The 12867-nt window shown below is 38.9% G+C and carries 10 protein-coding genes; 7 read left to right on the top strand and 3 right to left on the bottom strand.

The genetic code is table 11. From position 1 onward, the window contains the following. Position 1: 1 nt before the first annotated feature. Positions 2-448: a PPC domain-containing DNA-binding protein gene (locus FC19_RS00050; protein ID WP_083488241.1), complete on the top strand. Its 447-nt coding sequence runs from the start codon at positions 2-4 to the stop codon at positions 446-448. A gap of 570 nt (positions 449-1018) precedes the next feature. Here the strand turns inward: FC19_RS00050 and FC19_RS00045 are convergent. Then, positions 1019-2728: an MFS transporter gene (locus tag FC19_RS00045; RefSeq protein WP_057874955.1), complete on the bottom strand. Its 1710-nt coding sequence runs from the start codon at positions 2726-2728 to the stop codon at positions 1019-1021. A gap of 111 nt (positions 2729-2839) precedes the next feature. Here FC19_RS00045 and FC19_RS00040 point away from each other — a divergent pair, with 111 nt between their 5' ends. Together FC19_RS00040 and FC19_RS00035 are read left to right on the top strand one after the other, a co-directional pair. Then, the gene (locus FC19_RS00040; RefSeq protein WP_057874954.1) at positions 2840-3379 is read left to right on the top strand and encodes a TetR/AcrR family transcriptional regulator; all 540 of its coding nucleotides are present in this window, start codon (positions 2840-2842) and stop codon (positions 3377-3379) included. A 68-nt stretch (positions 3380-3447) separates the two neighbouring features. After that, entirely contained in the window at positions 3448-5343 is a 1896-nt protein-coding gene (locus tag FC19_RS00035; protein WP_057874953.1) for a heavy metal translocating P-type ATPase, read from the top strand. 258 nt (positions 5344-5601) lie between these two features. Here FC19_RS00035 and FC19_RS00030 read toward each other — a convergent pair whose 3' ends face one another. Next, complete coding sequence (locus FC19_RS00030; protein WP_057874952.1) at positions 5602-6570, bottom strand: LacI family DNA-binding transcriptional regulator; 969 nt, start codon at positions 6568-6570, stop codon at positions 5602-5604. A gap of 208 nt (positions 6571-6778) precedes the next feature. Here FC19_RS00030 and FC19_RS00025 point away from each other — a divergent pair, with 208 nt between their 5' ends. From FC19_RS00025 to FC19_RS00015, 3 genes are read left to right on the top strand one after another with little or no spacing between them, the layout of a single operon-like run. After that, positions 6779-7825: a Gfo/Idh/MocA family protein gene (locus FC19_RS00025; RefSeq protein WP_057874951.1), complete on the top strand. Its 1047-nt coding sequence runs from the start codon at positions 6779-6781 to the stop codon at positions 7823-7825. Between the two features lie 12 nt (positions 7826-7837). Beyond that, positions 7838-8797: a GRP family sugar transporter gene (locus FC19_RS00020; RefSeq protein ID WP_057874950.1), complete on the top strand. Its 960-nt coding sequence runs from the start codon at positions 7838-7840 to the stop codon at positions 8795-8797. Positions 8798-8824: 27 nt separating this feature from the next. Next, on the top strand, positions 8825-9763 hold the full coding sequence (locus tag FC19_RS00015) for a sugar phosphate isomerase/epimerase family protein (protein ID WP_057874949.1): 939 nt from the start codon (positions 8825-8827) through the stop codon (positions 9761-9763). Between the two features lie 177 nt (positions 9764-9940). Here FC19_RS00015 and FC19_RS00010 read toward each other — a convergent pair whose 3' ends face one another. Then, the gene (locus tag FC19_RS00010) at positions 9941-11584 is read right to left on the bottom strand and encodes a peptide ABC transporter substrate-binding protein (protein WP_057874948.1); all 1644 of its coding nucleotides are present in this window, start codon (positions 11582-11584) and stop codon (positions 9941-9943) included. A 613-nt stretch (positions 11585-12197) separates the two neighbouring features. Here FC19_RS00010 and FC19_RS00005 point away from each other — a divergent pair. Then, on the top strand, positions 12198-12770 hold the full coding sequence (locus tag FC19_RS00005; protein ID WP_057874947.1) for a VanZ family protein: 573 nt from the start codon (positions 12198-12200) through the stop codon (positions 12768-12770). Positions 12771-12867 lie beyond the last annotated feature (97 nt).

Below are 12867 nucleotides of genomic sequence, written 5' to 3'. Positions count from 1 at the left end.
CATGGTGGGTACGATGGAGTCCAAAATGATGAATGGTGAATATTATCTTAGGATCGCTAAAAATGAGAACTTAATGGCGGAAATTAGAAAATTTGCAGATAGGTATCATGTGTGTGGTCACTTTACAGGAATCGGTGCCGCTAATAAAGTTATTATTTCGACTTATATTCCAGAAAAACACGACTTCCTAGATCATACGAAGGAAGGAATGTTAGAAATGTTTACTTTAACTGGAAATGTTTCTCTCGATGACCAGAATCAGCCGGTTGTGCACGCCCATGCTGGGTTTTCATATTTGAATGACAAAGGTGATATTGCAGTCATTGCAGGAGACTTGCGCGAAGCAACGATCGGATATACTGGGGAGATAGTCTTTACGCCCACTAAGGAAGATTTGCCGCGGCAGTTTGATCCTGACGCTGGGATTGACGTATGGAAACTGAATTAGGCTTGACCGTGCAAACAAGGTTGGTGCTGTGACTTGTTTAATCAATAAAAAAATGAGAGTATATCGACCTAAGATTTACGAACTTTTTGAAGATGTATAGAATAGGCTAAAATTTTTTTTCAGAGGGATTGTTAGTATGGCAAAGTAGCTGGCTTCTGAAATGTATTAAATAAGGATATGTCAGAATAATATAATAGGGAGTGTGACACAAGTCGGTAAAATTTGAGTACTAAAGCGAAATTACGCACATAGCAAGTGTTTTGCTATGAGTAATTCGAGTTATATGGAGAATTTTGACTTATGGAACAGGTTTATCCAAAATAAATAGAGGAGCTAGGTTAAAATATAACTTTTAACCCGGCTCCTTGTCTTATATGAACTAATATGTTTCAGCAGTAAAGTTATTTCGCGGCAAATTCTAGTTTTATTTTATTCGCATTTCACAACTAATATTTGGTGCCCAATGATTAAGGCTAAAAATCTCCATTGTTGTTTACGAAGATTATAACCCAGTGATGAGAGTTTGCAAAATTGATAATTTTTCGTATTTCTCATATGCTAAAAATAAATTTAGGCAGATATGTTGAGATAGTCTTTTTTACGATAAAATAACAAACTTGAAAATCCTGCTAATATGACGAAAGGTATCGCTTGGCGATATGGTTTCATAAAGGCTGCTTTTAAATTTTTTCTAAGCTCTTTTTTGATCTCTGTTGTTATTTGTTTGACGATCTGTTTTTGCTCGAAACTCTCTTGGGTGACTTTAGCTGATATTTCAGCATAGATCTTTTGCTTGGCAGTGCTGGAAAGAGACGTATTATTAGGCATCTGGGCCAAAACGGTGGTGTATTTAGCCTTAGTGAGGGCTTTGATTTTGGCGGCTGAGATTGTTTCTGCTGGATGCTGTTTAGAATTACCGTCATTTTCAATAGACTTCTGAACATTTTCTTTGAAGATTTTTTGGGATGTACGCGGAAGTGCAGATGAATTGATACTTTCGGTTGCGGTATCAATTGAATGTGCTCGTGCTGTCTTCAAATTGCCAGTCAAGGCTGAGACAAAGATAGCAACCGCCAACAAGGTTCCAATTTGCCTAAAAAGTCCTAGGACGCTTTGAGATGCAGTTAAAAGTTCACCGGTGAAGTTGGAAGCTCCGAGAACAACAACTGGTCCTGCTATTATTCCGAAACCACCTCCGATCAGGACAAGGCTGATTACTAGTTGACTGTAAATCCCTGGATCGATAAGGGAAAGAACTATATAACCGATACTCATTGAAAGAAAACCGAGCAGCATCATTAAGCGTGGACCGGTTGTTTCGACCAGCCGTCCACCAACGGGTGATAAAAAGAAAATCATTAATGAAGTTGGAGTGATCATGAAGGCAGCTGTTAGTTCACTTTTGCCGAGAAGCGTGGTAAAGAATGTCGGCATGATAACCATGACCGCAACTAAGAAGACGCTGCTTAAAATCGTTGCGAGCACAGCCCCGATGAATTGCCGATTTTTAAATAAAGCGAGTGGGATCATGGGGGCACTGCTGTGATGTTCTACAATGATAAACAGACCGAAAGCGAGGAATACTGCTGCTCCAAGTAGGATAATCGAAAAGCTGTGCCAACCCCAATCATTTCCTTTGATCAGTCCAAGAGTTAATGAAAACAGCATGATCATCGACAGAAGCATCCCTGGGAAGTCGATCTTGGCATTTACTGTTTTTTCATTTTTAAGAGGCAGAAGGCAAAAAGTCAAAATGACTGCTAGGATGATCAAGGGGAGGTTGACCAAGAAAATATAGCGCCAACCAAGATATTGTGTGATGATCCCACCGATAGTCGGACCAAGCGCTGTCGCCAGGCCTTGTGTGATCCCCAAAACGGTCAGCATTGTTTTTCTATTTTGGATATTCACAGATGCGATTCCGATCGTCATGCTGGCAGGAAAAACGATTGCTGCACCAAGGCTTTGAATGCCACGTGCTGCTATCAGCCAAGCTGCATTCACTGAAATTCCGGAAAATAACGAACCTAGCAAAAAGGCAGTTAATCCAATGAGATAAACTTTGTTTTTTCCTAAAAGATCTGCGATTCTTGCAAAGGGAATTGTGAAGACAGCGAATATGATCGTATAAATATTTAAGGCCCATGAAAGGTTCTCGAAGCTGACATTTAACCCTTTTTGAATTTTCGGTAACGCAATATTCATGATCGTTGTGTCGAGCATACATAGGAAGATTCCGATAGTCATTAAAAATGTGATTGCTTTTTGTTTTTTGTCCATAGTGATAAGTACTCCTTGTTTTTTATTGATTTTATAGGCTTGTTTCAAACAATAGCATGGCGTATTCTTGTTTTATACGTATCGTTTACAAAAGGAGTGTTTTTGTTAACTATGTCACCGCAAGAGATCAAAAACAAAAAGCTGGTCGATATTTTTCAGGCACTGATTGCATTACTGCAGATGAAAAACTCGGAGGATATCTCAATTACCGAACTTACAAAGCAAGCCGGTGTTTCCAGAACTTATTATTATAAAAATTTCACGACTTTGGATGATATAATCAGCGAATTTGAAATGTTGAGCATCATAAAATATATTAGGAAGCTGCCTAATCAATCAAAGCTGCAATTTACTACATTGATGGAACATTACTTTCAGTTGGTCTTGAACCATAGTGATTCACAACTGACATTGCTGCGATCTGGTAAAGAACAGATACTAATAAAATCATTTGTGACTACTTATCAATATCTGCTGCAAAACAAGATGATAATTAAGGTTTCGAACAGTAAGCGGGCTGATGACGAATATTGGGCTGATTTTATCGCGGGGGCAGTTGTCAATACATCGCTCAGCTGGTTAAGACGTGGGGCAATAGAAACACCTCAATATATGGGCAAGAAACTAGCAGCTTTTTTAGAGCTTGTTTAAAGTAGGACATGCCGTTGACAAAGTTTACGAATTTAAGAAGGTCATTGATTTGTGAGGAGGAAAACGAATTGGGTGAAAAAAATCAAACAGCCCCTATCTGGGCACGAATAGAACGAGATGCACTTAATCGTATTTTAATAACGGTATTTTTGGCACTTATTGTAATTGGGCTTGAAATATTTGTGCCACAACAATTATGGGCGATAATGGGGACTACTGCAGTTGGGCTGATTTACGGCTGCTGGCCGATTATCATTGAATCATGGCATGATATTCGCCAGCGAAAAATGAGCATGGACCTTTCGATGTTTATTGCGATCGTGGCGGCCGCTGCTATCGGTCAGTGGGTAACTTCACTTATTATTACAATTTTTGTGCTGGCAGCCGATATCCTTGAAGACTTATGTATGGATCAAGGTAAAAATGCCTTAACGGACTTAATGTCCTTTTTACCTGGAACAGTCCGTATCAAACAGACGTCCAGTGCTAAAAAAGAAGTGATACAGCGAGTTGCTCTTAAAGAAGTAAGGCTAAATCAGATAGTCATTATTTCACCGGGAGAGCGGATTCCGGTTGACGGAACGGTCATAAATGGATTTTCTAGTGTCGATCAATCTCGAATTACAGGTGAATCAATGCCAGTCGAAGTTACTGCTGGAGTGTTTGTCTATGCAGGATCAGTTAATAGAAATGGGGCGCTTGAAGTGCGTGCAGAACGAGTCGGCGAGGAGTCCTCATATGGTCAGACGATTGCCGCAGTTCAAGAAGCTCAGTCTAACCAAGCACCAATTCAGAAATTAGCTGATAAGTTCGCTGCTTTTTTGATATATACAGCTATTGCAGGCGCTATCCTCACATGGATCGTTACTCGAAATCTGCATAACGCGATCGATGTGATTATTGTTGCCGGGGCGTGTGGGATAGCAGCTGGGACTCCCTTAGCCATGCTAGCATCAATTGCAAGAGCGGCGCGTAAAGGGGCTTTTGTTAAGGGTGGATCTTACATGGAATCGTTGGCACAATTGGACACGATTATTTTTGATAAGACAGGTACATTGACCCTTGGATCTCCGAAAGTAACATCAGTAGTATCTGTAGATGGGGTTTCCACCAAACGATTGTTACAGCTTGCTGCCAGCGCCGAATGGCATTCTGAGCATCCGCTTGGAAAAGCAATTGTTGCGGCTGCTAATGAAAATGGTGAAAAACTTATTCAGCCAGATTCTTTTGAGAATAAGCCGGGACAAGGACTGACGACTGTAATCGATGGACACATCCTGAGGGTTGGCAATGCGGGACATCTTGGACAAGATGCGTTTAGAGGAATGGAAGAAAAGAATACTCAAAGTACGGACTCTGGGGAGAATATAGTGTATATCTCGTATGATGGTCGCTTTATCGGTAAAATCTCATTAGCAGATTCAGTTCGCGCGAATGCAGCTGAAAGTATTGCTGAACTTAAAAAAATGGGTTTGCGCGTCATCATGCTGACTGGTGATAGAACAGCTACCGCAGAGTCGATTGCGGCTGAGCTGCAGATTGATGAGGTTCGTGCTGAACTTATGCCGGAAGGAAAACTGGCTGCGATTGATGCTCAACGCCAAGCGGGACACAAAGTTGCAATGGTTGGGGATGGTGTAAACGATGCACCATCCCTTGCACAAGCTGATGTTGGCATTGCAATGGGCAGCGGGACTGATATCGCACGTGATTCTTCAAAAGTCGTACTTATCAGTTCAAATCTGGGCGATGTGCAGTCGTTGATCAGCCTTGCACGTCGAACACGCCGAATCGTTAACTTTAACTTTGTGGGGACGATTGTTGTTGATGCTGCGGGTATGTTGCTTGCCGGTTTTGGAATATTAACACCGCTTGTTGCGGCAATAGTCCATGTCGGAAGCGAATCGATCTTCATTCTGAATTCGGCACGTCTGATTCCAGGTAAAAGTAAGCAAGAGAGATAAGAAAGTTTTGGTAAAATCAGCCTAAGCTGATCGCTGGGACATATTATTGATACGAATATTATAAAAAATTAAAGCGGAGCTAGACCAAATCAATTCTTTGGCCTAGCTCCGCTGTTTCTGAAGAGTTTGTCTTTTGGGTGCTAAAGTTCAAAAATAAATTTTTCCCTTAAATTTGAATTACATAATTTGCTATTTATCTCTTAAAAAGTTGGAATTTAATCCGGCTTGAAATGATCACTAATTCTTATTCATTTGAAGTTAGATTGAGTTGCGGACAATAAATTCTGTTTCTAGTTGTAAGTGGCGGTTTTTGTGGTCAAAATTTTTAAATAATTCAACGGAAGAGTAGCCAATTTGAAAACGAGGTTGATTTACGGTTGTTAAAGGGGGCGTGATGATTTGAGAGATCATTGTATTATCGAATCCGATAACTGCAATATCCGCAGGTACCCTTAAACGGTACTTTTGTGCGGCATTTATTACGGCAGCTCCAAGCGTATCTGAAACACAAAAAAACGCATCAGGATGAGGCTGGGCACTTAATAATTGTGAAACAATAGGTAAAGCAATTTCGTACTTTATAGCAGGTAAAGAAATAAGCCATTCTTTGGTAGTCGAAATATTGTATTCTTTTAAGGCATCTTTAAATCCACGCTCACGTTCATAAGCGTATCTGAATGATTTCGGACCGTTGATAAGACCAATATTTCTTTTACCAGTTCTTAGAAGTTGAATAGTTGCGTCTTTAGCAGCAGAGTAATCATTAATTGTGACATATGGAAGATCGGACGCTGGATTGAATTCGTTGCATTGTACTACTTTGATGATACTGGAAAGTCTGTTCAAAATAGACAGTGATAATTGTTTGAATGTTATAAGACCAGAAATTTGCAGTCTGCGTACTAAGTTCATAAAATGTTGAATATCAGTATTGCCTAAATCAGTCTGATCAATTAGCAAATGGTATTGATTAGCATTGGCAGCAGCTTTGATTCCTTCGATGATATCGGCGTAGAAAGTGTTCGAGAGATCAGGAATATTCAAGAGAATTATTTTTGCTGTGTTTTTGTCCTTGTTACGCTTGAATTCCAGTTTTTTAATAACCTCCTCAACTTTTTGAGCAGTGATTAGGTTAACGTTATTTTTATGATTCAAGACTCTGGATACAGTAGAAGGTGAGACATGTGCGACTTTAGCAATATCGTAAGCGTTAATCTTTTTACTCAAATTATTTCCCTCCAAAATAAAAATGAAATATTTCTAAATTTAATCAAAATAGACCATGGATAGTTTCAAAAGCTAACAAAGAACGCTTAATTAAAGCATTTTAATTCATCCACTTTTTTGCAATATTTCAGTTTATGAAATTCGCATTGCAATGTAAGCGGTTTTATTATAAAACATAATTGTTCTTAATCAAAGGAGGAATTTAAATATGACAGGCAAAAAATTGAACGTGGGTATTATTGGCTGTGGCAAGATTGCTCAAACCCGGCATATTCCTGAGTATGCACATAATACACATGTACAGCTAGAGGGATATTTTGATTATTCACAAGAAAGGGCTTCAACAATGGCAAAACAATACGGGGGACGGGCGTTTGATTCAATTGAGTCTCTTCTGGCGGATGACAAAATCGATGCGGTTAGTATTTGTGTTGCTAATGAGTCTCATGCTAAGCTCACCATCCAAGCATTGAAGGCTGGCAAACATGTTCTTTGCGAAAAACCAATGGCCACAACTTTGGAGGATTGCGAAGCAATGATCGATGAAGCCAAAAAAGCCGGACGGAAGTTAATGATTGATCAGAATCAAAGATTGGCAAGAGCACATGTAATAGCTAAAAAATTGTTGCAGCAAAATACAATTGGCAGTGTTTTAACTTTTAAAACCACTTTTGGACATGGAGGACCAGAGACTTGGAGTGTTGATCCAGGGGCTAATACTTGGTTTTTTGATAAAAACAAAGCTAAATTTGGAGCGATTTTTGATCTAGGCGTCCATAAGTTGGATTTGATGCTGTATTTGCTAGATAGCCATGTCACTAGCGCCTTTTCAATATTAGCTACGCTGGACAAGAGAGATAGCGCAGGTGAATTGATCGGTGTCGATGATAATGCATTCAGCATCTATAAGTTAAATTCAGGCGTGTTAGGGACTGTCGCAGCAAGTTGGACTTATTACGGAGAAGAAGATAACTCAACTATTCTGTACGGAACCAAAGGAATTATGAAAATATATGATGATCCTGAATACGCAATTAGGGTGATATTAAAAAATAAGGAACACATTGATTACAGCCTTGATCAGATTCAGACTAATGATCAGCAGACCAGTTCTGGAATGATCGATGAATTTGTAGATTCTATATTAAGCAAGCGTGTTTCTATATCGGATGGTGAGACTGTTCTCAATGCAATGAAAGCAACCTTTGCGGGAATTGAGTCTAATGAAAAAGGCCAGATGATCGAAATCAATTAGGGAGGGGAAATTATGCATATCTTAATCGCACTTATTCCATCTTTGTGTTGGGGGTCAATCGGACTTCTATCAGCCAAGTTTGGCGGGAATTCATCACAGCAAACATTAGGCCTTACTCTTGGCGGATTGCTTTTTGGATTTCTAACTTATTTCCTTTGGGTATTGCCCCATGGATACGCAATGAATTGGCAGATCGTTATTATTGGGCTGGTATCCGGTGTTTTGTGGACGGTAGGTCAAGGATTTCAATTTATTGCAATTAAGTCAATGGGTGTTTCTCGTGCCGTGCCTTTATCTATGACGAGCCAAATTGTCGGGAATGCTTTGTTAGGGGCTGCACTTTTAGGTGAATGGACCAAGGTTTCGCAATGGATTGCCGGAATTGTTGCGATTGCATTGATTGTTTTAGGAGCTGTTTGGATTCAAACTGAAGACAAAACGGGAAAGAAAAGCAATAATGATATAAAGAAAAATGCTGTAGGTGGTTTTTTGCCACTGTTATTATCTACTTTAGGTTTTATGGGTTATTTCATTGCGCCTAAACTTTTACAGAGATGGATGGATATCCCGGCTCAAATTATAAATGCTGAGCATGGAGTCCAATATATGATTACAATTATTTTTCCACAATCTATTGGCATGGTAATCGGTGGTATATTATTCGTATTTATGATAACGCATGAAACAAAGCAGTTGATTAGTAAAATTACTTTTACAAATGCTATTACTGGCGTGGTTTGGGCAGTCGGGAATGTTGCACTTTTTGTTTCGATTGCTAATCCAAATCTTGGTCAGGCAGCAGCGTCCACTTTGAGTTCACTTGGATTTATTGTTGGAGCATTTGGAGGTATCTTTATTTTGCACGAAAAGAAATCCTCTCATCAAATGATTCTTATTTCGTTGGGGACGGTACTGGCTGTTATCGGAGCTGTTATTATCAGTAATTTGGACTATTTTGCGAATATTATTTAGTAGATTATTAAAAAAGGAGTGATCAAAATGAATTTTGGGTTTTTAACAGGTTGTTTACAGAATATGACTTTAGAAGAGAAGATGAAATATGCGCATCAAGTTGGTTTCTCCGCGTTAGATGTTTCTTGCTGGCCACGCAGCAATACACGCGACTATTCGGGGAGCGATATTGATGTTGAGCATTTAACTGCGGTTGAAACAGTTAAAATAAAAACTATACAGGAGAAATATCATATTTCTTTTTCAAGTCTAGCTTATTATGATAATATGCTCGATTCAGATGAGTGTAAACAAAAATTTTACTATGAACACTTGAGAGCTGTAATAGAAGCAGCTAGCGAGCTCGGGACACCTTTAGTGGGATGTTTTGTCGGAAAAAATCAAAAAAAATCTCTATTGGAAAATTTCGACGAATTTGAACGAATTTTTTCACAGCTTGTACTGTTTGCTGAAAAGAAAAACGTTAAGCTGATGGTAGAGAATTGTCCCATGCCGGGTTGGCAGGAAGATGGGCTTCCAGGGACTATTTCCTATTCACCGGAGCTGTGGGATGAAATGTTTCACCGTATTTCCAGCGCAGCATTCGGTTTGAACTTCGATCCATCACATTTAGACTGGTTGGGGATTGATTATCTCAGAGCTTTGCGTGAATACAAAGATCGTATTTTTCATATTGATGCTAAGGACATGCTTGTTGATAAAAGCCAATTTTATAAATATGGAATTTATGGCAAAAAATTAAACCGACAGCATGCTGAAGATCTAGGATTCTGGACACCGGTGATTCCAGGTTTAGGTGACATTAACTGGAGTGAATTTTATAAAGTGATGCAGGAAATTAATTACGAAGGCGATTTTAGTATTGAGCATGAGGACAGACGTTTTTCAAAAAGCAATGAATTGGTAAAAAAAGGTTTGGAATTTTCTTTTAATTATCTTACCCCCATTATTAATGATTTTAAATAGGGTATAAAGCGGATGACGCAAACCCAAAAATCACGTTTCTATGTTATGGTAAGCAACGTTTCATTGTGCCTGATTTTCTAACAGACCTGTTGCTAAAAATAAAAGCTTCCCACCGCTTAATTATTTTTTAAGCGAGGGGGAGCTTTTATTTTATAGATATGTGTTGTATTTTAAATTTTATTTTTTATAAGCATACTTGTAGTTCCACTGTGTTCCTGCTGTATTGTGAATAATACCCTTGATATCGTTTTTTTGTAGATAAGCAGTAACTTGCTGATAGACTGGTGTCATGCCTTGATCACTGTTGAGAAGGCGTGCAGCTTGGACCAGATCACTCCAGCGCTTGCTTGGATCATTTGCATCCGCATTCTGAGCGCGTGCGATCAATTCATCATACTTTGCACTTGAATACTTACCATAATTGTAGGCTGTATCTGTTTCAGGAATTTGCAAAAAGGTAATTGGATCACTAAAATCGCCGCCCCAGCCAGAAAGGTAAATATCAAAGTTTCCTTGGAGGGCATTCTGCTGAGCATTATTACTAGGAATACTGTTAACTTCAATGCTTAAACCAGAAAGAACTTTGGCATATGCCGATTGCAGATACTGCGCAATCACGGTACTGTTAGAGTCATCATTTGAAGCCAGCAATGTGAGTTTAAGCTTTTTTTGTCCAATTTCTTTCATGCCTTTTGCCCAATACTGCTTTGCAAGTTTGGTATTACGTTCAACCGTATTTTTAACGTATTGCTGATCAGCAAAATCGGTTCCGGTCTTCGGGTCATTTGCCAGTTCTGAAGCCACAAAACCCTTAGGTGTCAGAGAGCCGTTTCCTAGGATCTTCTTAGTTAAAACGTTGCGATCAATAGCTAAAGATAGAGCTAATCTGATGTTGCGATTATTCATTGCCGTACGTTTGACAGCATCACCGTCTTTGAAGTTATACTGCAAGTAAGAGACATATGAGTATGGATACTGCTTGAATTGTGAACTGGTTTTAAAGTTCTTAACTTGCTGACCAGCGAGGGGCGTTAGATCAAGTTTTCCTTGCTGATAAAGCTCCTGCCCAGTTGTTGGGCTTCCGACGACTAAGTAGTTAATCTTTTGAAGTTTGACAACTTTTTTGTCCCAATATTGATTATTTTTGACGAATTGCCATTTATTGCCGGTTCCGTTCCATTTCTTGATTTTGAATGGACCTGAGTAAACCATATATTGGGCTTTTGTGGCATATTTTTTGCCATATTTTTCAACAATTTTTTGATTTTGCGGTCCAAATAGGGGATAAGCCATTAGGACTTTAAAATAAGCGATTGGTTTATTGAGCTTGATTACGACTGTTTTACTATCAGGAGCAGAAATTCCAACTGAACTCGGATCTTTTTTACCGGAACTGACGGCGTCCGCATTCTGAACACCACCGAATAGGTATGAATATGTTGATTTAGTTTTAGGATTCAGCGTTCTACGCCACGAATACACGAAATCCTGAGCAGTGATTTTAGCGCCATTGCTCCATTTAGCATTGCGCAGCTTAAAGGTCCATGTCTTGCCATCTTTAGAGACCGTTCCACTTTTAGCTAATCCTGGCGTAACTTTGCCATTTTTGCCAAGGCGATAGAAGCTTTCAAAAACATTGCCTGTTTGACCATAACCGCTTGCTTTTGAGATGTCGATCGTATCAAGCGGAGCGGTCGCGCTTAAATTTAAGACTTGCTTTTTTGAACTTGAACTGCTTTCTGCTGATTTTCCGCAAGCCGAAAGTGTTAAAATCAAAACACTCATAGCCAGCAAAGATAGTATAGTTCTTAGTTTGCGCATTAACTCTTCCCCCTATAATTCCTTTTTTTAATCGTCTTAAACTAAAAGATTTTTTTGTCGGCCTCACATCCCTTGCTTAATAAGCTTGCAGCAAAAAAGCTCTCATCCTTGTACGTAAAATACAACGTACAGGGACGAAAGCTTTCGCGGTACCACCCATCTTTATCCAGATATTACTATCTGTAACTCAGCAGCATACAAGTAAAAATATGCTTCAGATTTTATCGCATCTCTACGGGGCATGCCTTCTTAGCGCTGCCCAAAACTCCGAGTTCATCTTCAATCATCCTAAGGCTGCACTCTCACACTATCAGTGCTCGCTTAGTGCCTTTGTAATGATCTACTCTTCTCTTCATCGTTTTATACGTGTATTAGTTTCTAGTATTAAATTTACAGATTTACTTATAAATTGTCAATAACTTGTTAATCTTTTTCTGACATGTTACAAATAGAATACACAAATTATTAAAGAAACATAAATATCGTTGAGAAAAGGTTACACTTATGCTTTTAGGAAAGACCTTAAGGTGAAATTAAAGTTGTTGTGCTAGTATGATCTCAAGTCGAAAGTCAATTCCAGTCTTTACTAAGATATAAAAAGGGGGAGATTCTTATGGCAGAGATCGAACGTTGGGTCCCGTTTGTTTTAAATATGACCGGATTGGTAGTTGCCATTAAAATGGGTATCTCCAGGTTGACCGAAAAAAATATCTGGAAACTTTTTACAGTTACTTCATTGGGCGTGTACTTGCTTGTTGTCGGTTATTTGGTTTTTTCACCGACTCCTGATGCATATCGCGAGGTACCGGCAGCTTTGTTTAGGTTTGGAACGATACCAATCAATATTATCCCGTTTAGATATATCGATACTGGGTTTTTTCTAAACATTTTAATGACGATTCCTTTAGGCGGATACTTATTCCTGATTAAACGATTGAACTTTAAGCAGGTGATCCTATTCGGTTTTGGGGTAGGTGCATCGATCGAATTCAGCCAATTTATCTACGATCTGTTGTTTAATATCTCGCGTTGGATCGATATTAATGATGTCATTACAAATGCTTTAGGGGTCATAATTGGATATGGACTTGTTTTATTGCTGAGAAAGACCGCCATTAAAAGTTTCGTCCAATTATTCGAATATTCCGGTCAAACTAGACGAATTAAAAAGAAAACCAACAAATAAATTTATCACTAACCTAATTTGGTAATTGAATACGCAAAATTGAGGCTGTGACATAACTAGCCTCTGTATAAGTAAATAGGACGAGAAACCGAATTTT

Source organism: Liquorilactobacillus aquaticus DSM 21051 (assembly GCF_001436755.1).
GTDB classification, from domain to species: domain Bacteria; phylum Bacillota; class Bacilli; order Lactobacillales; family Lactobacillaceae; genus Liquorilactobacillus; species Liquorilactobacillus aquaticus.
The sequence above is the reverse complement of the archived record's forward strand: the minus strand, read 5'-3'. Positions and strand labels throughout refer to the sequence as shown.

What these genes read in the sequence shown, in the direction of transcription:
- FC19_RS00050 (WP_083488241.1), top strand. Translation starts at nt 2, where the DNA reads ATGGTGGGTACGATGGAGTCCAAAATGATGAATGGTGAATATTATCTT.
- FC19_RS00045 (WP_057874955.1), bottom strand. Translation starts at nt 2,728, where the DNA reads ATGGACAAAAAACAAAAAGCAATCACATTTTTAATGACTATCGGAATC.
- FC19_RS00040 (WP_057874954.1), top strand. Translation starts at nt 2,840, where the DNA reads ATGTCACCGCAAGAGATCAAAAACAAAAAGCTGGTCGATATTTTTCAG.
- FC19_RS00025 (WP_057874951.1), top strand. Translation starts at nt 6,779, where the DNA reads ATGACAGGCAAAAAATTGAACGTGGGTATTATTGGCTGTGGCAAGATT.
- FC19_RS00020 (WP_057874950.1), top strand. Translation starts at nt 7,838, where the DNA reads ATGCATATCTTAATCGCACTTATTCCATCTTTGTGTTGGGGGTCAATC.
- FC19_RS00015 (WP_057874949.1), top strand. Translation starts at nt 8,825, where the DNA reads ATGAATTTTGGGTTTTTAACAGGTTGTTTACAGAATATGACTTTAGAA.
- FC19_RS00010 (WP_057874948.1), bottom strand. Translation starts at nt 11,584, where the DNA reads ATGCGCAAACTAAGAACTATACTATCTTTGCTGGCTATGAGTGTTTTG.
- FC19_RS00005 (WP_057874947.1), top strand. Translation starts at nt 12,198, where the DNA reads ATGGCAGAGATCGAACGTTGGGTCCCGTTTGTTTTAAATATGACCGGA.